Raw genomic sequence first — 22103 nt, 5'->3', positions numbered from 1 at the left:
GAAAAATATTTAATCTACTATACCCTAAATGTCACAGTTTGCTAGTAATAATTTTCGGATTGTCATAAGCGGTGTTGCTTTTTACCTCTCCGTCAAGTTTTCTGATAGAGACAAGGCAGCTGTGCGCTGCACATGCCTGAGCAAGTTTTGAAGTCGGACGCGATGAAGTAAGCACATTTGCATTTCCGTTGAGGCATCTGGTGCCTATTTCTCCGGGATTTTCCGGTGCATACCATGCGCCTTCGTCAACTCTTGCGACTTTAGGCATAATATTTTCGCTGATAACAACTCCGCAGATGATCGCTCCCCGCAGGTTAAATATTTCGACGTTGTCGCCTTCTTTAACACCCAGTTCTTCTGCATCACGTGGATTCAGGGTAACAGGTTCTCTGCCGTTAACCTTATATAGGTCTTTGATGGGCAGGTTATCCAGTTGTGAGTGCAGCCTGTGTTTTGAGTGTATAGACAGCAGATGGAATTTATTTTTCTGTGCTCTTGTTGAGCCAAGCCATTCTTTAGGTTCAAACCATACAGGGTGCCCTTTACAGTCTTTGTACCCGAAGCTTGCCACCTTTTCTGAGTATATTTCTATTTTACCTGAAGGGGTGAACAGTGGATTATTTTTCGGATTTTCAATGTAGTCCTGCAAGTATACGAACTCTTTGTCTTTCTCGGGCTTGTCGAATTTCAGAAAGCCCTTTTCCCAGAATTCTTCGAAAGGGGTGTCGAGTTTTGCAGATTCGTAGCTCCATCTGACCCAGTCCATGTTTGAGCGCCCCTGAGTGAATTCTTCTTCAAAGCCAAGTTTTTTGGCAAGCTGAGAGTATATCCAGTAATCACTTTTAGCATTATGTAGAGGTTTGACTACCTGTTTCATCGCCCATATGTATCTGATATTGTATTCGTAACTGAGGCCTATGTCATTCTTTTCAAAAGTTGTCGTTGCCAGCAGAACGATGTCAGATATTTTCGCCCACGGATTCCAGTATATTTCGTGGGTGATCATGGTGTCGATGCGTCTGATGCCGCGAAGAAGCTGATTCGTATCCTGATGGTGCGACAGGGCGTTTGCGCCTGAACAGTATATGAGATTTATATTTGGGTAAGTGAGCTTGCTGCCGTTAAAATCTATTGTACGCCCCGGATTCAGAAGCATTTCCCCGAGTCTTGATGCAGGAATTACGGCTCTTGCCGGATTGCGCCCCTGTGAAAGCCGTCTCGGCATTTTTTCACCGGAGGATGCCAGCCAGCCGGCACCAAGGTGTATGCCGCCGCCGGGTGTGCCGATGTGTCCCAGCATACATGCCATAACAACAAGACACCAGTGGAACTGCTCGCCGTATTCGTGTCTCTGTGCGCCGTAAAGAGTGCTTATTAGTGTGTCATCCTTCAGCATCAGCTCAGTCAGTGAGACTATTTTTGACGCACTGACCCCGCATATCCTCTCTGCCCATTCGGGAGTTTTTTCTATACCGTCTGTTTTTCCCGTGATGTAGTCTTTGAACATATCAAAGCCGACGGTGTATTTATTTATGAATTTTTTACTGTATTTGCCTGTTTTGTAAAGATAACCGCATATGCCGAGAATCATTGCGGTGTCAGTGGACGGTCTGATAGGTGTCCATTCTGCGCCGAGTTCTCTGGCTGTGTCGTTGTATACCGGGTCAATGCAGACGAAATTTATACCTGCATGTTTCAGGTCATAATACCAGTCTGTCTTTTTGTGGTCATATACGCCGTAGTCTATCCTGAAGTTTTTGAGCGGATCCATCCCCCAGAGAACTATTGTTTTAGTGTTAGACCGGATAACCTCATACGCTGTTTTTCTGGAGTAGATTTCCAGACCACCCATAATATGAGGGATAATTTGTCTGGCTGCACCTGCTGAGTAGTCTCCTACAGTGTCTGTGAAGCCGCCGAAAAGTCCAAGGAAGCGCCCTTGCAGGATGTTTGGTCTGTTGATTGTTCCGGATGTCGCCCATCCGGCAAAAGATGACCGGAAGATTGATTCACTGCCGCCGAAACGCTTTGCATCTTCAAGTTTAGCAGCAACCAGATCCAGTGCTGTTTCCCAGCTTACGTCAACAAACTCTTCTGCACCGCGCCTATGAGGTTCATTTCGCCCCTCTAGGAAGCTTTTCCGGACGCAGGGGTTTTTTATTCTGTTTGGAGTATTTACATATTCCACAAGGCTGTCCAGCATCTCAGTGGTCTTTCCCACCATAGGATGAGGACGCAGCTTATAAAATTTGCCCCCTTTGACATATGCTTCAAGAGGTCCGAAGTGCGTTGCGTGTGTGATGAGCTCTTCTTCCTCTGCGGCGGATGCAACAGCAGCGCCGCTTCCGGCATATACAGTTGCAGTAGCCATTAATTTCAGTAAATCTCTTCTGCTGATTCCTTTAAACATTTTCCACCCTTGCTACCCTGTTGCTTTGCAGGCTGAACCCTGCACAATTTGCGCAATCATCGGCTGTATTGTAACAGATGCGAGCCACTGTCCCTTTGCCTTCTTCGGAAAAGATATAGAAGCTCCACCCCAAACTGTTACATAGCCTTTTTACTATGGATATCCCCAAACCAAACCCGTCGGCCGGAAAAGCCTTCAGGTCTTTATTCATCATTTTCAATACCTCCGGTTTGATACCTCTGCCGGAGTCGTGAATCTGAAAACAACTTTTGTTTATATGTATTTTGACATAACCGCTGTTAGTATAAGTAAAGGCATTTCTTACAAGGTTTGCAATCAAAATCTTAGTAAGTTGTGGTTCAGCGGTGATATTCTCGCTCCCTTCATCGAAAACAGTTATCACGACATCCCGCTTTTCAAGGATGTAGCTCTGTTCTGAAATAACTTCGTGTACCAGTTCTTTAATGGGTACTTCCACAGAGTCAAAGTCGTCCAGATTTTTTCTTCTGGAAAGCCAGAGAAAGGATTTTATCAGGTGTTCCATATTAGATGTAGCACGGGATATCCGACCTATTATTTTTTCAACATTCTTGTCCATTTCAGGGTTTAATTCGTCCAGGAGTTCAAGGGAATTTTTCATTGTAGTGACAGGAGTGCGCAGTTCGTGGGACGCATCTCTTGCAAACGAGTTTTCACGCTCTATGGAGTCGTGCATATTGTTAATGGATTTTGTAAGTGTTTTTGCAAGAAACCCGATTTCATCAGCATGTATATTTTTGTCAAAATACTCAGGGAGTCTTTCGTTTTCAGGTCTGTTTCTGATAAATGAGTCCAGTTTAAGTATTGGACCAATAACCTTATGTGCAGTCACAAGCCCCAGTATAAGGGCAAGGATCATGATGGGGAGCAGTGTCAGCAGAATTGAACGTTGGAGCGAGTGAAGCGATGCTGAATATTTTCCCTGTCTTGAAATGTTATAAAGCAGATAGAAATTTTCTCCATCCGGCAGACGTCTTATCAGAAGGCAGTATTTCTGCTGATAATGATCGACAAAATATGTCCCCTCTTTAAGTGCCGGAACCTTTTCCGGAACCCATTTTGGGAGCAGTTCATTACCGAAGTATGTTGTGATAAAAGGTGATGGAGGTTTTGTAGAGTTAAATGAATTGGATGATGGGGCATTAAAGCTCGATATGTAGTCACTGAGATAATATTCAGCCTCAATTTTAGCTCTGTTTCGGTAGCTTCTTGTCTCGCTTATCTGGGTTGCGAGTATAACGCCGAGAATAGTAAGGCTGCTTAGTAAAATACTATATCCAATAAATGCGAGAATAATCTTGTTGCGTAGCTTTAGGTTCCAATTCAAATTATATTGCCCTTTGTGGAGATTGTGTATCCTCTGCCTCTTATATTATATAATAATTGTTTATCGTACGGTTTATCAACCTTTTGTCTCAGTGTAAAAAAATGAACTTTCAGCGCATCTGTCATGGGGGGGTGATTTGCCCATATCGCTGCTTCAAGCTCTTCTTTTGTGACTATGCCCGGGTAACTTTCCATAAGCTTCAGAAGTATTGTGAAGCATATCGGGGGTAGCTTTATGTGGTCACCGTCTCTTATGACAGTGCCGTTTTCCGGATCTACATAAAGGTCATCAACACAGAACTGAATTGCCATCCCCTGATGTACTCTTCTGTGAAGAGCAAAAAGTCTCATTTTAAGTTCTGAAAGGTCAAATGGTTTCGGCAGGAAATCGTCTGTGCCGGATTTAAACCCCTCCAGCTTATCAACAAGCATAATTCTCGCTGTAAGCATGACTATCGGCATTTTCAGGTACATTTCTGTTCTGACCCTTCTGCATACCTCAAACCCATCAATACCGGGCAGATTTATGTCGAGAACCATAGCGTCGTAGTCATTTTTATGAAGCATCTCAAGAGCTTTTTCCCCTGTTTCGGAATGATCAACATGACAGTTGTGAATCTCGAGGTAATCTATAATGTTTCCGACGAGGTCTATGTCATCCTCGACTAATAATATCTTCATTGTTTTCCTTCACTAATATTTGCAGCCAGCATGAAAATGGCAATGGTTTTGTGTATGAGGTATGAATGAATGTTAGACAAAGTCTGGTTAAGATAAAGTAAAGAATAAGGTGTTTGTTATAAAAATATGTTCAAAATCTGAAATTTTTTTTGAAAAAGAGAGAGTGTCACGCCTTGTGGTTAAAGGCGTGACAGAATTAAGCTGATTTATCAGAGTGTGATATTGGTGTCGTTGTCGTTGGGGGCATTATCTGCCGCCCAATCGGTGAGAGCATAGCCAAGTGTCACAGCATCAGTGTCCCCGCTGGTTAGAAGGGACTGGATTATTGCATCTGCTGTTGTACTGAGGTCAGAGTATTTTTCGTCTCCGGCGTAATGCATGACATGTATCTCTGATGCTGCTGGAGCAACAGAAGGGTCGATTCCGTATGATGGCAGCAGGGCGGTGTAAAGATCAAGCATCCCCGATGCGGTAAAGTTTGTTTTGTAAGTATTAAAATTATCAACAGAAGGGATAGACTCAACAGTATGGCTTTCGATGGTGAGTGCAGCGTTTCTTATGTCCAGATCGATTATACGGTAAGGGCATGGTGCTGTAACTGTAGAGCCTGTTTCAACCTCATAGAGGGTGCTTGTGTCATATTCTGCCCTGATGATATCCTGAGCGTGGAAGTGCCCTGTAAAGATTATTCCCAGACCAGCATCTGCAAGCTTTTTCCCCATAACATCATAGTCATCCACAACATATTCAGAGAAAAATGTTGTCTGGGCTGAAAAGTGGGGGATAACGTTGTGGTGAAGCATACCTATACACAGCTTCCCTTTTCTTTCTGCTTCAGCCAGTTTTTCACTGAGCCATTCAAAAGTTTCATCACTTATCGCGCCTGATGTTTCCGGATAGGTGTCGTTGTTATCATATTTGCAGGAATCAATAGCGAACAGCCATACGTTACCTGTCAGTTCTGCAACATAGCTTAATGAGTTGCTGTCTCTGTATTTTGCTTTTCCATAACCGAAATCATCATAAAGTTTTTCAAAATCCTCGGAGGTTACAGACGGCACATGTGATGTTGAGTTTCCGTCAAAAGATACGGCGTGCGGGTTGTTTATGTCATGGTTGCCCGGTACAACGTAAACCTTTACCCCTTTGTCCTGAAGAGCACTCATTATAGAGATGAATTTTTCATGGCAGATATATTCTCCGTCTTTTGTGAGATCACCCGGCACAAGTACAAAGTTGAGGTCGGCTTTCGTCAGGTCATTTACAACAGCTTCGAGTATTTCCACACTCTCGGCGAGCATTTTCCTGTCACTGGAGAGGTATGTTTCAAAAGCTGTTCCTGTTGTCCCCAGAGAAGGATCGTAGATGTGTGGATCAGACAGTACTGCAAAACGGGCGGATGCAGGATTATCATCCGAATCACCACCACATCCCGAGACCCCCAGAGACATCCCGGCGCTGAGAACTATGCTGGTGCGCAGGAAATTCCTTCTTGATATCTGATACATGTTGAGACCTCCGTATTATTTTTGTTAACACCGTATTATCCTTTTCGGATGCCATATAAGTTTGAGATATATATCTATAAAGGGTCAATTTTAGTTAAATTGTGGAATGAAATTTAACGGCTGAAAGAAAAGAAGTCTGCATAAGTTGAAATGAAACAGAGGCTGAATGGTTTGCTTGAGATAGATATTGATGTGGAAATGGTCAACCTTGTCAGATCAAAGTTTGTGAGCGAAGTGGGCATGAGTGTGCTGAAATGACTCCCGTCAACTTATAAGGTATCAGGGAGCCAGTTGTTATTTTATTTATAAAGGTTTTATCTCAACTTCGATGTCCATAGGTTTCCCTGTATAGACAAACGATGTAACTGCAACATCAATTCCGGTTTTTGCATACTCTTCCACAGTTTCAATGTTGATGCCTCCGGCTGCCTCAAGAGTTATGTTTGGATATTTTTTTCTGAGGAGCGGTATCCACTGCTGTAGTTTGTCCGGTTTCACCTTGTCAAACTGAATGACGCCTGCGCCATTTTCAGCAGCTTTCTGAGCATATTCCAGAGTTTCACATTCGACAGTGAGCTTTTTCTCTGGCTGAGACATAGCCGCATTTTTAAGAGCTTTAAAGAGCTCGTCTTCATTTCTGAAAAATGATGAGTGGTTGCCAAAGAGCAGAAATGTTTCTGATGTGCCGAGCCTGTGTGGAGTTCCGCCTCCAGCCTGGACAGCGTTAAGGCATATTGTCTTTGCACCCGGAAAGCTTTTTCTGGTACATGCCACAACAAGGTATGGATTGATGCGTCGTCCTTTTTCAACCATTGTGAAAGTTCTGGTGGCTATGCCTGTTGCATGCTCCATGATGTTCTGGGCGACTTTCCAGCCCATATGAAGTGTTCCTGCGTCAGCTCTTGCAGTCATTATGTGGTCGCCAGCCTTTAGGCTTGCACCGTTGTGTGCGCTTACCTGCACTTCTGCTTCGAGTTTACGGAGAATCTTTTCAGCTTCATCCACACCTGAGAGTATGCAGTCAAATCTCGCTCTGAATGTCATTTCACCGGCAATCCCCGATATTCCCATAGATTCTGTTGTGAGGTCGCCATAGGGGACATCTTCGGATATGAGGCGGTCGATTAGAAAATCATGTATTAGCACTTTTAAACTCCTTTGTTTTGAGCAATAGTTTATTATAGCGCAGACATGCGCCGAAGGGCAAAGAAAACTCCCAGAGAGATGCTTCCGAGTATCAGGCAGAGGAAAGAGGCTCGCAGAAAGTCCGCATCCATCACAGAGTTATAAATTTCCAGTGAGATAGTGTTTGTCTTGCCGATGATATTTCCGCCAACCATAAGGGTTATGCCTACCTCGCCCATAGAACGTCCCGCAGCGAGAATCAGCCCAGCCCCCAGACTTCTTTTGACGGCAGGAACTATAACGAGAAAGAATGTCTGAAACTCATTTTTGCCCAGAGTTCGTGCAGCTTCCGCCAGCTTGAAAACTTCCCTCTCCACAGCGGACTGTATTGGCTTTACCACCAAGGGGAGCCCGGCGATAAAAGCTGCCACGACCACACCTTTTTCAGTGAAAATGATTTCCGGCGTCAGACCGGTTTTTCCGAAGAAGCCGTTCCTGCCGAAGAGGAGCAGAACGATAAAACCTGTTCCGATGGGAGGGAATACGAGGGGGAGAGTAACTATGAAATCCACAAGGGCTGTTATAATGCTCTTTTTGCGGGCGAGGTAATAGCCTAAGAAGAGACCTGCAAAAGCATGCAGAATAACAGCCACTGCGCATGTTCTGGCGGTAAGCGCGATAGTAAACGCCAGATCTTTATCTGTTAAAAGCTGTAAAACAGAATCCATTACATCCCGTGTTTTTTAGCGATTTCTTTTACTTCCGCAGAGGTGATGCATCTTCTGTAATATGCCGCTGCGTCTGTATTCTCGAACCCTTTGATTATCCCTGTTATAATATTAATTTCTTTATAACCGTCCTCAATGAGGATGTACCCGCCGATTTTGTCCAGTGAGCCGAGAGTATCTGTGAGGTTTGAAAATCCCGCATCAACTTCACCTGTCACAATATACGATGTTACCTGAGGCACAGTCGCCACAACGAGGAGCTTGTCTTTGACAGCTTCTGTCATCCCTTTGCTGGCGAGGAATTCAGATCCTGCCCTGCCGTATATCGCTTTTTGCAGATTAGGTATGGCAAGTTTGCCGACTTTATCTGTTGTGATGTCCTCGACAGATTTGATATCCAGCCCTTTGCGCCAGATAAGCACAAGCTTCCCTTTGCCTATGAGGTGTGATTCTGCAAATTCAGGTCCTGCTTTTGAAAGAAATCTTTCATCACCTATGACAGCCTCAACGAGTCCTGTGTTTTTGATCTGGGCAATAACCTGTCCCAGGTTTCCGAACGACATATTCATCTTAACGCCGTAGTCTTTTTCACAGGTTTTAGAAACATCTACAACCATTTTTCTGAAACCTGCACCGGAAGCAACTACAATCTCAGATGTTTGCGCATATGAGGCTGTAAGCATTATAAAAACAATTGTCAGTGTCAGAATTTTTCTGTTCATAATATCTCCTTTTACTGCGCCGGACTCAACGGAGCAGCATAATTTATTCTCGGTAGTATCATTTTGCTTTTGCCATTTCCGGTTACACGCCCGCCGTCCAGAAGCACAACATGATCAGCAAGAGCCGCCGCTTCTTCGTATGCGTGGGTAACGAGGACAACCGGTATTCCGAACTTCTCCGGTATTTTACGTATATATGGGATCAGTTCATTCTTTCTGTCTTGATCAAGGGACGACATAGGTTCGTCCATCAGCAGGAAATCAGGTTCTGCAAGCAGGGCACGCCCAATGGCTATCCTTTGCCCTTCGCCGCCGGAGAGGAAGTCGGGTTTTCTGTCGAGCAGGTCAGAGATCCCCAGAAGGGCGGTAATGTCCTCCAGCCTGACTTTAGGGCTTATCCCGCGCTTCCTTCCGAACAGCAGGTTTTTACGCACAGACATAAAAGGGAAGAGTCGTTTATCCTGAAAGATATATCCCGCTTTACGCTTATGCACCGGAGTATTAATTTTTTTTGCAGAGTCGAAGAGTACATTGCCGTTGAGACATATGCGCCCCTTGTCCGGCTTCAGCAGACCCGAAAGCATATTGATTACGCTGGTTTTACCTGCGCCGGAGTGCCCGTAAAGGACTGTGATCCCCTTTTCCGGAGCTTCAAAGCTTACATTTATCAGTGTTGTTCCCAGCTTTTTGGTTACATTGACTTCCAGCATGTTTCACCTTAAGATTTTATATCGTTATGTTGTCATAGTAATAACGCTATAACACGTTATATCCTTAAGTAATAACGTATGTCAATCCTGATATAATATATTTGTAATAAACACTGCATAACTCTCTTTTCTTTTCGCCTGAAAATGATATGGTTATTTATTAAAAAAATATGGAGTTGAAATGGGACTTCTGGTCTTTTACATACTGCTTGCTCTGGTTCTGTCATTTATATGTTCTATTATGGAAGCTGTTCTGCTTAGTATCACACCTGCATATATCGCTCAGAAAGAAAAAGAAAACAGACGACAGGGGCGCAAGCTCCGCCGGATGAAAGAAGACATCGAAAGCCCTCTTGCGGCAATACTGAGCCTGAATACTATCGCACACACTCTGGGGGCTGCCGGGGCTGGGGCACAGGGGGCATATGTTTTCGGCGATAAATATGTCGGGATTATATCCGCTGTTCTCACACTGGCGATACTGATCTTCTCAGAGATAATCCCGAAAACAATAGGTGCTCTGCACTGGAAAAGCCTCGCTCCGTATGTTGCGATAATGGTTCGCCTGATTCTGGTGTCTATGTATCCTCTGGTAGTGATGTCAAACGTAATAACGATGATGCTCCGTAAAGATCATAAAAGTGAGCTTATAGACAAGGATGAATTTGAAGCTCTTATGGAAAAGGCTGTGAAAGAAGGTATCTTCAGCTGGCAGGAATCAAGCATCCTCCGGAATATGATACTTTTCCGCAAACTCCCTGCAAGGCAGATAATGACACCGAGGACTGTTGTGTTTGCCCTTGAGGAAGACCTCACGGTGAAAGAGGTACTCGCAGATAATCCGGATATGACATTTTCACGTATTCCTGTGTATAGTGACGACATGGACAGTATACTTGGCTTTGTGCTGAAAAGTGACCTTCTGCTGGCTTCACATCAGGGGCGTTCGGATGTCACGCTTGCAGAGCTTAAGCGTGAGATAAAAGAGATCCCCGAAACACTTAATGTCTTTCAGGTTTTCGAAGAGATGGTCGCAGAGAATCACCATATAGCCATTGCCATTGATGAGTACGGCGGTGTGGCAGGGGTTGTAACTCTGGAGGATATAATAGAGACTCTCACAGGTCTTGAGATTATAGATGAGAAGGATATAGTGCAGGATATGCAGAACCTTGCCCGTCAGCAGTGGAGAAAGCGTGCCGACCGTATGGGGCTCGATGTTGGTGATGCTGACTAAAAAACTTCAGCGGCAAGGGGGAGATGGTCAGACGCAACCCTTAGCTGCCTGCTCTTGATAACCTCTGTTCTGATTCGGAGTCCTTTTGTCCTGATCATGTCCAGTGCAAGGATTGGATACTTTGACGGGAATGTCCTCTGTCTGTGGGCTTGGCTTAAGCATGAGTCGAGTATTTTCGATGCTCTGCTCCTGTACCATTCGTTGCAGTCACACATAAGCACTGTTGGCTCCGGTGTGCCGGAGATAATGCCCCGTATCATTCCTGCCTGTATGACTCTTTCCTTTCTGTTTAGCCCCAGGTGTGTTGTTAGGATTGTAAGACTGCCGTATCCGGAGCTGACTTCAGCGATAATAACGCCTCTCGGTTCGTATCCGCTTACAGAGATATCCTGAAAATCCACATGAAGAGGTTTTTCGCGGGTGAGCAGAACATTGCCGTAGGGGGCGTCTTTTTTAAGCATGGTCTGACCGAATGTCGCATACATCCCCGAATGGTCCTGAATAAAGTCGTGTGCTTCTGAAAGATTATCCGCAGGAACAGGTGTTACAACCTCTTGTAAAGCGGCAGCATCGGGTGCTGATTCGTTGATGAATCCAAGTGCTCTTCTGAAATCTCTGACACCGTCAGTTCCGACCCACCCGTGGACGTTGTATGATATGAACTTCACTACTTCACGTCATCCGGAGCATTAGCTCTGAGACGCTTACTTATGTAGTAACCTGCTGCGAAGAATGTGACCGCAGCCGCAATCAGTATTGATATATTCAGCGGGGTTGGCTCGAAGATAGACTTTATGAACCTGTTAGTCACAGCAGTTACTGCTATAATGCCCGGTGTCATTCCTATTGCCGTGCCCATAGCAAATTTACGCCCGCCGACTTTAAATGCTCCTGCTGCTGCGTTTACCACTGTGAAAGGAGCTACGGGGATAAGTCTGAGTATTGCGATAGTCAGAGTCCCTTTGCCTCGAAGGACATTTCTTATATGTTTACTTTTCGGACCGAGAACCCTTTCTGCTGTTTTTCCGCCTGCCGCACTGCCCAGTATATACATAAGAGATGCGCTTATCACGCTCCCTGTCATAGATATCAGAAATGCTGTAACAGGTTCGTAAAATGCAGCAACTGTGCTGATGAGTACAGTTACAGGCATCATCAGCATGCCGAGGACGGCAAATCCACCTATAACAATAAAATGGGAACCGGGTGAGTTCTGCACTGTTTTAATGAGAGCCGTCAGCGTTTCTTTATCTGTGTATTCCTTGAGAGGGGTGAACTTCCACAAGAGGGCAATCAGAACCAGTGTGAGAACAAACATGAAGAAGCGGAAGTATTTGAGGTTGTTTAGTATATCCATATCTTTCCTTGCTGGTGTAACAAATTTATCAACAGTCCGGTCGAGGAGTGCGGGTTTTTCCGGGTCAAGATATCTGCTGTCTGGAAACAGTTTTTCAAAAAAGAAAGTATTTTTGTTGGGGATGTGCATCAGTCTTCTCCCGTTTTTGCTGAGTTTATCAACAGTTGTGAATAACGAACCGGTTTCTTTCAGCATCTCAGACGTTTTCTCCGGAGATGTGCCCAGGTGTTCCCCCAGCAGGTCTGTCATGAAGTTATGTATGGCTTTTCGTTTATCGTCATTGGCGCCTGACTCGAATGCGATGTTTACTTCTGTGTCGAATCCCATGCTTCTGTTGCTGAGGTTTGCCGAACCGACAAAAAGGATTTCGTCATCTGCGATTATCAGCTTTGAATGAATGTTCATAAAACCCTCGCCTGCTGCGCCGTTATGGGGACGCATGAAGGAGATGCGGTTGCGCTTATCAGCTATTTTAAGCTGCCGGATATAGACACTGCGGATGTTGACCATGGTTGCCTCTTCCAGCCAGCCGGGGCTCTTTTTGGGTATTACAAGAAGTATTTCAGGGCAGTTGTCTGATTTCAGCCGCTCTTTTAGCGCCAAATATATGCTATGGGAAGTAAAATACTGGTTTTCTATGTAGATATATTTTTCAGCTCTTTTTATGATCTCAAGGTAGGTTTTTTCAATTTCGCGAATCTCACTATTTGTTTTATATGCTGGATAGGTTCTTGATATGGCTATCTCAGTATCTGTTATAACAGGCTTTATCCAGCCGGGCATGGGGTCGCTTTGCTGTTGTGCTATAGGCAGTTTTTCACCTGTGGCTGTGTACCACCGTCTTCTGAACAGCTCCGACAAGCTCATTGCGGCGTCTCCGTCCACAGCAAACATTACGTCATGATAAGGTATATAATTTTCATCCATAGGGTCACGTCTGAGTGGATTGTTCTCTTTGTGTTCGCGCGTGTCCCACCGGCTGTTCGAGATGTCCATACCCCCAACGTAAGCAAGGGCGTCGTCCACTATTACTAGTTTCTGGTGATGGGACGCAGCAAAGGGGCATTCGTTGTCCAGCACAAATCTTATACTTTCCGGTGTCGCCAGATTCCACTTCAGCCCCATCAGTTTCTCTCGCTCCATAGCGTAAAGCATGGCAAAATCCCACGAAAGGATAAAGATGCGCAGACGGGGGTTGTTCTGGCATGCTTTAGTCAGCACATCGGTGAGCGTAATGTTCTCTTCGCCCCGTATAAGGCGTATTCTGCTGTCAATGTCCCACGCTGTGATGAAAACTGTTTCTTTGGCATTTGATATAGCGTCTGCCACTGCCCGATAGTAATTTTCTCCATCAATAAGAGGAGCTAATCTGTTTGTTTTAGTCAGTTTCCAGCAGTTTCTGCCGGGCTTTAGTATTGGGGAGGGATCAGAGCTGTACATATAAGTTATTATAGACGAGAGAGCGAAAAAAGCAAATCAGCAGTAGCTTATGCTTCCTCAGCTAAGGTTTTAAGAGAGAGGAGATACCAGCTGACACACAAACCGACGACAATAAGAAGTATGTCTATGTATATGATTTCAACTATGTAAATTGAAATGGAAAGAGACAGCCAGAGGGTTGACAGTGCTTTAACCTTTGTACTCTTTTTAAGCGCCCTATGGTTCATGTAGCTTCTTATAGTAGGCCCGAAAAGTTTATGGTTGAGCAGCCACTTATGCATTCTGTCGGAGCTTCTCATAAAGAAAAATGAGGCTAGAAGCAAAAAAGGTGTTGTAGGCAGTACAGGGAGCAGTATTCCCACAAGCCCCAGTATCAGAAAAAGAAGCCCCAGACCGCCGGCTATAAGCTTTTTAACGTGTTGAGTCATAGGTTTTTGTCCTAAAAGTTTAAAAAATAGTGTACCCGTCAAAGTATTCATTCACTTTTACAACGTATGATGTATAGTTAGCTAGAAATGTAATTTACACAATAGAAATTATTAATTATTCCCTCAATATATGAGGTTTGAAAATCGAAGAGGTCTTTTATGAATTCATTATTACGTTTTTTTAAGGTGAACGACCGGGGTTCATCTTTGTCTACCGAGTTTCTCGGTGGAACAACTACCTTCATGACTATTGCCTATATTGTTTTTGTGCAGCCTGTTGTGCTTTCTGCTGCCGGGATGGATTTTGGCGCAGTTTTCACCGCAACATGCCTCAGCTCGGCTTTTGCGTCTATACTCATGGGGATTTCAGCTAATTATCCGTTAGCTCTTGGCCCTGCCATGGGGCACAACTTCTATTTTGCATTTGCAGTAGTTCTCGGTATGCAGATCCCTTGGGAGAAAGCTCTGGCGGTTATTTGTATCGCAGGCATACTTTTCTTTATTCTCTCCCTTACTAACATCCGTAAGGTGATTCTCGATGCGATCCCTCAGTCACTGAATGCGGGGATAACAGTAGGGATAGGGCTTATGATAGCCCTGATAGGCTTTGAGTGGTCAGGGATAATAGTTCCCGCTCCGGGCACATATGTAGGTATCGGAGACCTTACTGCTCCGCCTGTTGCTCTTGCTATATTCGGACTGCTCGTGACAAGCGCTTTTGTCGTGAGGAAGAAGGCGGGTGCAATACTCTACGGAATTATACTGACGACCCTTGTGGGGCTTGCTTTCGGCATGATCCACTATAATGGCATTGTCGGTGCTCCTCCTTCTATGGCGCCCACGTTTTTAGAGGCTGATTTCTCAGGGATGTTTTCCGTGGACATCATCGTAGTTATCGCAATATTTCTGTTTCTGAATATATTCGACACTATGGGGACACTGATAGGTCTGGGGCCTGAGCTTGGGATTGTAAAGCCTGACGGGAAGGTAGATATAAACAGAAACGCTTTTCTTGCTGATTCGAGCGGTACCGTAGTCGGTGCTCTTCTGGGTACATCCACCCTTACAAACTATGTGGAAAGCTCCGCAGGTATGAGTGCAGGAGCGAAGACAGGTCTTGCTGCTGTGGTTACAGGTCTGTTTTTCCTTATCACTCCTTTCTTCAGCCCAATTGTTAAGATGGTGGGCGGGGGGATGCCCGTCGGCGATGATATTATGCTGTACCCTGTGACAGCTCCGGCACTGATCATTATCGGTGTGATGATGATGAAATCGGCCAAGGACGTTTTGTGGACAGACCCGGCAGAGGCTATCCCGGCGTTTTTGACTATGATGGTGATGCAGCTCACCGTAAGCATGACAGACGGTATTGCTTTTGGATTTATCTCCTATAGCGTGCTGTCGGTATTTAGTGGAAAATTTCTGAAGACCAGTCCGGCGATACATATTTGTTCGCTGCTCCTTCTGGTCAGATATATATGGTTCGCAGGATAATATTATGCAGATATCTGGAAATATAGTAGACGTAAAAAACAAAGAGACGTACTCAGGTACGATAACATTTGATAATGGAATAATAACTGAGATAACAAAGGAGAGGAGACGTTATAAGAACTACATACTTCCCCCCTTTATCGATTCTCATGTTCATGTGGAAAGCTCTATGCTTGTGCCAACAGAGTTTGCCAGACTTGCTTCTGTTCATGGTACAGGGGCTTCTGTGTCTGACCCCCACGAGATATGTAATGTGCTGGGAGCCGACGGTGTAAGGTTTATGGTAGAAAACGGAGAGGAGACACCTTTCAGGTTTTATTTCGGTGCGCCGTCATGTGTTCCTGCCACCCCTTTTGAAACAGCAGGGGGGGAGATTACTGTTGGGGATATACGGGAGCTCTTCAAGGACGACCGTATTAAATATCTCAGCGAGATGATGAATGTACCCGGTGTGCTTGGGGATTCAGAAACTATAAAAGAGAAGATAAAAGCCGCACTGGATGCAGGACGTGTGGTAGACGGACATGCGCCTATGCTTTCAGGTGCCGATCTTGTCCGGTACATCGCAGCAGGCATTACAACCGACCATGAAGCTGTTTCATATGCCGAAGGGGAAGAGAAGATATCCCACGGTATGAAGATACAGGTACGTGAGGGTTCCGCTGCAAAAAACTTTGCGGAGCTTTCGCCCCTTATGTGGAAATATTCAAAGATGTGTATGCTTTGCAGTGACGACATTCACCCTGATGATCTTGTGGAAGGGCATATTAACCTGCTGGTGAAGAAAGCTATATCTCTGGGTGTTGACCCTATGAATGTCCTCACATCTGCCTGTCTTACCCCTGTGGAGCATTACGGGCTGGATTGCGGACTTCTGAGAGTTGGTGACAGCGCCGATATGATATTAGTGGACAGTCTTGACGAAAATATGAATGTTCTTGAAACATATATAAAAGGAACGCTCTGTGCGAAGGACGGAAAACCCCTGCTGAACTCTGTACAGACAGAACCAGTTAACAGATTTGACGCATCCGCAAAGCAGGCTTCTGACTTCGCTTCCGACGAAAAGTCGATGGCGGATGTGATAACTGTTACAGACGGCAGACTCATTACCGGGCGGATAAGAGCTGTTCCGGCAGATAATGATGATATTCTCAAAATAACGGTTGTTAACAGATATAAAGATAAAGCTCCGGCAGTTGGGTATATAAAGAATTTCGGGCTTCAAAGAGGAGCGATAGCTTCCAGTGTTGCCCACGATTCTCACAACATTATTTGTGTTGGTTGTGACGATAAAAGTATAGCAGAAGCTGTTAATATTATAATCAGCAATAAGGGCGGTCTTGCCGTTGTTGACGGGGCTGACCGTATGGAGCTTCCGCTCCCTGTTGCAGGTCTGATGACAGACACCGACGGATATGAAACAGCAGAGACCTACAGAAAGCTCGACAGCAAAGTAAAAGATATGGGGACAAAGCTCAGGGCTCCTTTTATGACTCTCTCATTTATGGCTCTTCTGGTTATCCCTGCTCTTAAGATAAGTGACAAAGGGGTGTTTGACGTAGAAAGATTTTCGTTTCTGTGATCATTAAGCGCTACTTGGTTTATAGCAGAATGCCGATGACTGTTTCTATAGCAGAGAGAAAGTCCGGCGGATGTTTCGTCTGATGAACAATGATTAGAGCTCTCTGTATTTATTTTTGCAGAGGGCTCGTTTATGCGGTGGAAGACAGAACACCACGCATTTATGTGTGGATGAATGAGCTAATCACAGCTTTAGAGCTTATAAGTCATTGCGGGGAATGTAATGACGAAGCAATAGAACCATGGGTTTACCCGTGGGAATCTATTTTACCGAATCTGCGAGCTCTTTCAGCTTTCTGCTTTCCCCTTGCACCGTCAGTGTCGCTCCCTCTCCGTCGAAGTCTTTTGACAGAACTTTAAGACCGAGCCTGTCTATGTGATATTCCGCCTGTCTGGTCATGTCATACGGGATGCTTACGGTGAGGACGTTCAGGCTGTCTGTGCTAACGAGATCAGATTTCAGCACGGCTTCCTGCCCCGCATCATTATATGCACGAACCAGCCCGCCTGTGCCGAGCTTTACTCCGCCGAAGTAGCGTACGGTTATGATTGCGGCATTGATTATCCCATGCCCCTGTAAAACTTTCAGAGTCGGTTTGCCGCTGGTGTTTTTAGGTTCGCCGTCGTCAGAACAGTTTTCAACAATCTGTCCCAGCTCGTTGAGATAACGAACCGCCCATACAAAATGCCTCCCCTTCGGGTGTTCGGATCTCAGCTTTTTCATATATTCATCAAAGGCATGATAGGGGAGAATATGGGCTATGAACTGTGATTTCTTTATTTCAATTGAGATGTGTGCAGGAGTTAGTACAGTAAACATTAGAGCCTGAACCTGAAAGAAACGTCTGAAGTGTTTTCAGAATTGAAAGACCGTTCAGTGAAAGTTACCGCTCCGGCTCTGTCCACAAGGATCACTGAGGTGCATCTGGTGCCGTATTCTGCGCTTTTTATGAACATCGGGGAAAGCATTTTCTCTTTTTCACTGCTAATACCTGTGCTTGGGAGCTGATCGTCCGGAGCTATGGTTTCGTCATGCATCATGCTGAGCAGGTCTTCTGTGAAGAACTCACGATTTATGACAGAGCGGAGTTTTGTCTTTCCATTCGTTACTTTTGACCAGGGAGTATCCAGCAGGTGATTACTGAGTCCGTATATTCCGGTATTCAGTTCCAGTACATCGCCGATTTTATTTGAATAGTAGCAGAGATTATCCACATCGCCAAATATCAGGTTATATCCGTTATACTGTTTTGCTGTTTCTGTGAGTACACCGCTGTAGCTAGTGGCGTTCAGGCTGCTTTTGAGGAAGTCGTAAACAAGCTTGCCCCGTGATGCTCGGTGCGGCTGCATGTCGGCAGGGTTGCGGTAATTTGTCAGAGCAGCCAGTCTCCCATTTTCGCTGATGCCCATCCATGTTCCCCCTGCGTATTTGTCAATACCTGAGAGTATGCCCGGGTTTGTGCCGTGCCAATGCGCCTGCCTGGTTGGACGCTTATAAAATTCGTCCCTGTTGGCGGCGAGTATGAGCTTATATTCTGGATGCGTATTGTAGGCGAATAAGATTAGACACATGGCTACTTATAACAGAAAAATATTAACGGGGGAAGTCTATTATGGACTATGCAGACTGAGCGTTACTTATTAAAACTCCCCCTGATAGCAGGAGGAGTAACAGTCATATCTTAGTATTGTAGACCTCTTCGTTGTAGCCGACAATCCATGTGTCGCCTATTCGTATTGTTGGTGCACGCAGTGTCCCGCTTCTGCCCATTGCTATCTGGAGAATGTCAAATCTGTCGGCATCCGCAGTGTCTGTTTCTACAAATTTATTCCCCTTGGCTACTATGATCTTTTTACCGGAAGAGAGCATTTCCCACGCCTCGTCAGGCTCAATCTTAATCTTTCTGGCTTCAACAGTTTCTTTGACTTCAATATCTTTGTGGCTGAAGACCGCCATTGCTTTTTTACAGGAAGTGCATCCGGCTCGGAAATACATCCAGTCAATCATCATATAACACCTCACTTATACATTCTTAATTATAATGTAAGATGTCATAATTTGTAAGTATGAATGAAGTTAGGATCTGTGGATAATACCCATGATGTTGTAGACAAGCTGTGCCGCAGTGAAGTCATACCCGTGAAATCCTTCTATAGGGGAGAATTCCACAACGTCAAATCCTATGCATTTTCGTCCGCTCAGTGCTTTTTCTATGAGTTTCAGCGATTGATACCAGCCCAGTCCTCCGGGAACAGGGGTTCCAGTTGCCGGCATTATAGCAGCATCGAGTGCATCTATGTCGAATGTTATGAATATATTTTTCGGAAAATACGGCGGGAGTACGAATGTTTCGTCACCGCCGGAGCAGAGCTCTTCCGCATCCATAAAGTGTATGTTGTGGCGCAGACGGAGGTTGTGTTCCTCTATGCTGTAGCTCCTTGTGCCCAGCTGATAAAAAGGGATATCCAGATCAAATATGCGCTTCATCACGCATGCGTGGCTGAATTTTGTGCCATCATATGAGTCCCGGAGGTCAGCATGTGCATCGAACTGTACCACGCAGAAATCTTTTCCGTACTTCTTATATAATGCTTCAATCACTCCATATGTTACGGTGTGCTCTCCGCCCAGAACCACTGGTGTTTTGTCCATTTGCAGCGTACTGTTTACAGCGGATGTTATGTTCAGCAGAGTATCTTTTATTGCTCCTGTGCAGTCAACAGGGGGAGCGGTATATATCCCCAGCTCGGCAGGTATTGATTTGCTGTCGAATGTTTCGAGCTGTGCCGAAGTTTTAAGGATTGCCTCCGGTCCTTCAGCAGTACCCACGCCAAAAGATACAGTTTGTTCGTAGGGTACAGGGATTACGTGAAAGTATGCTTCCTCTGGAGCAGAAGGTGTTACATCGTCACCGTGAAAGTTTAAAATTTCGTTCATGATAATCGCCCCTTATAGTCTGCGTAGCCGAATCTGCGTACGACCTCGACAGCGCCGGAGTTGTCAAATACCGCAAGATCCGGAAGTTCAACCCCGTTGAAACTCGTATTCTTGACAAATGAGTAGAGTGCCATATCTGTGAAAACCAGTCTGTCGCCTCGCTTAAGCTCGTGTTCAAATGAATATGTTCCGATGAAATCACCCGCAAGACATGATATGCCGCCTAATTTGTATGTGTGTGCTTTTTTCCCTGCCTCATCCGCTTCTATCAGGTGCGGACGGTAAGGCATAGCGAGTACATCGGGCATGTGTGTTTCTGCGGAGCAGTCCATTACAGCGATATCAACACCGTTCTTTATAGTGTCCAGAACAGACGTTACGAACACACCTGCGTTCAGCACAACGGCCTCACCCGGTTCAAGGTAAACCCTGATCCCATTGTAACGTTCACGGAAGCTGAGTACTGTTTCAATAAGCAGGTCAACATCGTAGTCGTCCCTTGTGATGTGATGTCCGCCGCCGAAGTTAATCCACTTCATCTGTGGGATTAAATGACCGAAGCGCTTTTCAAAGCTTTCAAGTATGCGGACAAGAACATCAGAGTTCTGCTCGCACATTGCGTGGAAATGCAGACCGTCAATTCCTTTTAGGTCAACACCTTCGAGGTCGGCGGGATTAACACCGAACCGTGATCCTGAGATGCAGGGGTTATAAAGATCAACCTCAACCTCTGCGTGCCCCGGATTAACTCTCAAACCTACTTCTTTCTCTGCCGGTATCTTATCTTTGAAAAGCTTCCACTGGCTTACAGAGTTAAAAACTATATGGTCAGAATATCTTACGGTGCGCTCAAATTGTTCATCAGTGAAAGCGGGGCTGTATGTATGCACCTCTCTGCCGAATTCCTCACGCCCCATCTGTGCTTCTATCGGTCCGCTGGCACATACGCCGTGGAGATATTCAGATATCAGAGGGAAAACCGCAGGCATAGCAAATGCTTTCAGAGCCAGCAGGATTTTTGCCCCTGTATGTTTCTGGACATAATCAAGCAACTCGCAGTTGCACTTTATTACGTCACGGCTTATGAGGTAGCAGGGAGTTTTTACCCTGCCTGTTATCTCTTTCGGGAAATCGGCAAGAGCCTTTTTGTCTCTCAAGCGGGAAGCTCCCCTTCGAAGTCAACAACCTGCCACGGCAGACCGCATCTGTTTAGTTCGTCCATGAATTTGTCGGGGTCGAGCTGTTCAACGTTATAAACGCCCTCGCCCTTCCATATCCCTTTCACCATCATCATTGCGCCTATCATTGCGGGGACACCGGTGGTGTAGGATACAGCCTGCGCCTGAACTTCTTCGTAACATTCTGCATGGTCGCATACGTTATAAATATATTTGCGTAGGTTTTCACCCGCTTTTTCCCCGTTGAAGACACAGCCTATCACAGCCTTGCCGGTATAGTTTGTGCCCAGTGTGCCGGGATCGGGGAGCAGAGCCTTCAGGAACTGAAGGGGGATTATCTTCTGCCCTTCGAACTGAACCTCGTCTATGCGGGTCATGCCTATGTTATCAAGCACTTTCAGGTGGTTGATGTAGTTTTCGGAAAATGTCATCCAGAACCTTATTCTTTCAAGCCCTTTTATGTTATTAACAAGCGACTCCATCTCTTCGTGATAGAGCAGATAACTCTCTTTTACGCCTGCCTCGGGGTAGTCAAAAGGGAAATGAACACAGTCTTCGTTCAGTATCGGCGGGGTTTCCACCCATTTACCTTTTTCCCAGTGACGCACGACCTGCGTTACTTCACGGATATTAATCTCAGGGTTGAAGTTCGTAGCGAACGGGTGACCGTGGTCGCCGGCGTTACAGTCTAGTATGTCTATGGTTTTTATGCTGTCGTAAAAATGCTTCTGGGCATAAGCGCAGAATATGTTTGTGACACCCGGGTCAAAACCGCATCCGAGAACAGCCATGAGCCCTTTCTCTCTGAATTTATCCTGATAAGCCCACTGCCAGCTGTATTCGAAATGTGCTTCGTCTTTTGGTTCGTAGTTTGCGGTGTCAAGGTAATGAACCTCAGCCTCAAGACATGCATCCATGATGGTTAGATCCTGATATGGGAGAGCGACGTTTATAACCATGAAAGGCTTTTCTGCCTTAAGAAGTGCGGCAAGCTCAGGGACATTGTCAGCATCAACGCCTGCGGTTTTAATATTTATGCCGTAGAGTTTTTTAACTTCACCGGCTATGTCGTCACATTTGCTTTTGGTTCGGCTGGCAAGAACTATCTCAGTGAATACGTCACTGTTCTGAGCACATTTCTTTGCCACTACATTACCAACGCCTCCGGCGCCTATGATAAGAACTTTTGCCATGTTAA

General features: G+C 45.3%; 20 protein-coding genes. 3 read left to right on the top strand and 17 right to left on the bottom strand.

What is annotated here, in order from left to right; all coding sequences use genetic code 11:
• Nucleotides 1-31 precede the first annotated feature (31 nt).
• The 8 genes from DACET_RS13210 to modC all read right to left on the bottom strand — a co-directional run bounded on the left by DACET_RS13210 (nucleotide 32) and on the right by modC (nucleotide 9249).
• A complete protein-coding gene (locus DACET_RS13210; protein WP_013011871.1) occupies nucleotides 32-2410 on the bottom strand; it encodes a molybdopterin-dependent oxidoreductase in 2379 nt (792 codons plus the stop codon).
• Nucleotides 2403-3776, bottom strand: a complete 1374-nt coding sequence (locus DACET_RS13205) for a sensor histidine kinase (RefSeq protein ID WP_013011870.1) — start codon at nucleotides 3774-3776, stop codon at nucleotides 2403-2405. Before DACET_RS13205 ends, DACET_RS13210 begins: the two co-directional genes overlap by 8 nt.
• Nucleotides 3773-4456 (bottom strand): response regulator transcription factor, encoded by a 684-nt coding sequence (locus DACET_RS13200; protein WP_013011869.1) that lies wholly within the window; start codon nucleotides 4454-4456, stop codon nucleotides 3773-3775. The genes DACET_RS13205 and DACET_RS13200 overlap by 4 nt, the downstream gene beginning before the upstream one ends.
• A gap of 209 nt (nucleotides 4457-4665) precedes the next feature.
• Nucleotides 4666-5964 carry a metallophosphoesterase gene (locus DACET_RS13195; RefSeq protein WP_013011868.1) on the bottom strand — a complete coding sequence of 433 codons (1299 nt, stop codon included), beginning with the start codon at nucleotides 5962-5964 and terminating at the stop codon, nucleotides 4666-4668.
• Nucleotides 5965-6267: 303 nt separating this feature from the next.
• Nucleotides 6268-7110 carry a ModD protein gene (gene modD / locus DACET_RS13190; protein ID WP_013011866.1) on the bottom strand — a complete coding sequence of 281 codons (843 nt, stop codon included), beginning with the start codon at nucleotides 7108-7110 and terminating at the stop codon, nucleotides 6268-6270.
• Between the two features lie 32 nt (nucleotides 7111-7142).
• A complete protein-coding gene (locus DACET_RS13185) occupies nucleotides 7143-7817 on the bottom strand; it encodes a molybdate ABC transporter permease subunit (protein WP_013011865.1) in 675 nt (224 codons plus the stop codon).
• On the bottom strand, nucleotides 7817-8539 hold the full coding sequence (gene modA / locus DACET_RS13180; protein WP_013011864.1) for a molybdate ABC transporter substrate-binding protein: 723 nt from the start codon (nucleotides 8537-8539) through the stop codon (nucleotides 7817-7819). Before modA ends, DACET_RS13185 begins: the two co-directional genes overlap by 1 nt.
• Before the next feature lie 11 nt (nucleotides 8540-8550).
• A complete protein-coding gene (modC, locus tag DACET_RS13175) occupies nucleotides 8551-9249 on the bottom strand; it encodes a molybdenum ABC transporter ATP-binding protein (protein ID WP_013011863.1) in 699 nt (232 codons plus the stop codon).
• Between the two features lie 181 nt (nucleotides 9250-9430).
• On the opposite strand from modC, the gene DACET_RS13170 reads away from it, so the two are divergent.
• Nucleotides 9431-10486, top strand: a complete 1056-nt coding sequence (locus DACET_RS13170) for a CNNM domain-containing protein (protein WP_013011862.1) — start codon at nucleotides 9431-9433, stop codon at nucleotides 10484-10486.
• Here the strand turns inward: DACET_RS13170 and DACET_RS13165 are convergent.
• Genes DACET_RS13165 through DACET_RS13155 form a run of 3 tightly spaced genes read right to left on the bottom strand, consistent with a single transcriptional unit; the run spans nucleotide 10483 to nucleotide 13711 of the window.
• Nucleotides 10483-11154, bottom strand: a complete 672-nt coding sequence (locus tag DACET_RS13165) for an endonuclease/exonuclease/phosphatase family protein (protein WP_013011861.1) — start codon at nucleotides 11152-11154, stop codon at nucleotides 10483-10485. The genes DACET_RS13170 and DACET_RS13165 overlap by 4 nt on opposite strands.
• The gene (locus DACET_RS13160) at nucleotides 11154-13283 is read right to left on the bottom strand and encodes a VTT domain-containing protein (RefSeq protein WP_013011860.1); all 2130 of its coding nucleotides are present in this window, start codon (nucleotides 13281-13283) and stop codon (nucleotides 11154-11156) included. Before DACET_RS13160 ends, DACET_RS13165 begins: the two co-directional genes overlap by 1 nt.
• A gap of 47 nt (nucleotides 13284-13330) precedes the next feature.
• A complete protein-coding gene (locus tag DACET_RS13155; protein ID WP_013011859.1) occupies nucleotides 13331-13711 on the bottom strand; it encodes a YbaN family protein in 381 nt (126 codons plus the stop codon).
• 159 nt (nucleotides 13712-13870) lie between these two features.
• Here DACET_RS13155 and DACET_RS13150 point away from each other — a divergent pair, with 159 nt between their 5' ends.
• Nucleotides 13871-15205: an NCS2 family permease gene (locus tag DACET_RS13150; protein ID WP_013011858.1), complete on the top strand. Its 1335-nt coding sequence runs from the start codon at nucleotides 13871-13873 to the stop codon at nucleotides 15203-15205.
• A gap of 4 nt (nucleotides 15206-15209) precedes the next feature.
• Entirely contained in the window at nucleotides 15210-16790 is a 1581-nt protein-coding gene (gene ade / locus DACET_RS13145) for an adenine deaminase (protein ID WP_013011857.1), read from the top strand.
• 261 nt (nucleotides 16791-17051) lie between these two features.
• On the opposite strand, the gene DACET_RS13140 is transcribed toward ade, so the two are convergent.
• The 6 genes from DACET_RS13140 to DACET_RS13115 form a co-directional block, all read right to left on the bottom strand.
• The gene (locus tag DACET_RS13140; protein ID WP_013011856.1) at nucleotides 17052-17609 is read right to left on the bottom strand and encodes an IMPACT family protein; all 558 of its coding nucleotides are present in this window, start codon (nucleotides 17607-17609) and stop codon (nucleotides 17052-17054) included.
• Nucleotides 17609-18361 carry an NRDE family protein gene (locus DACET_RS13135; protein WP_013011855.1) on the bottom strand — a complete coding sequence of 251 codons (753 nt, stop codon included), beginning with the start codon at nucleotides 18359-18361 and terminating at the stop codon, nucleotides 17609-17611. The genes DACET_RS13140 and DACET_RS13135 overlap by 1 nt, the downstream gene beginning before the upstream one ends.
• 103 nt (nucleotides 18362-18464) lie before the next feature.
• Complete coding sequence (locus DACET_RS13130) at nucleotides 18465-18800, bottom strand: ArsC family (seleno)protein (RefSeq protein ID WP_013011854.1); 336 nt, start codon at nucleotides 18798-18800, stop codon at nucleotides 18465-18467.
• Nucleotides 18801-18866: 66 nt separating this feature from the next.
• The gene (gene speB / locus DACET_RS13125; protein WP_013011853.1) at nucleotides 18867-19727 is read right to left on the bottom strand and encodes an agmatinase; all 861 of its coding nucleotides are present in this window, start codon (nucleotides 19725-19727) and stop codon (nucleotides 18867-18869) included.
• Nucleotides 19724-20884, bottom strand: coding sequence for a carboxynorspermidine decarboxylase (nspC, locus tag DACET_RS13120; protein WP_013011852.1), 1161 nt, complete (start codon nucleotides 20882-20884; stop codon nucleotides 19724-19726). Before nspC ends, speB begins: the two co-directional genes overlap by 4 nt.
• A complete protein-coding gene (locus tag DACET_RS13115; RefSeq protein WP_013011851.1) occupies nucleotides 20881-22098 on the bottom strand; it encodes a saccharopine dehydrogenase family protein in 1218 nt (405 codons plus the stop codon). Before DACET_RS13115 ends, nspC begins: the two co-directional genes overlap by 4 nt.
• Nucleotides 22099-22103: the final 5 nt, after the last annotated feature.

This window comes from Denitrovibrio acetiphilus DSM 12809 (assembly GCF_000025725.1).
Taxonomy (GTDB): Bacteria; Chrysiogenota; Deferribacteres; order Deferribacterales; family Geovibrionaceae; genus Denitrovibrio; species Denitrovibrio acetiphilus.
The sequence above is the reverse complement of the archived record's forward strand: the minus strand, read 5'-3'. Positions and strand labels throughout refer to the sequence as shown.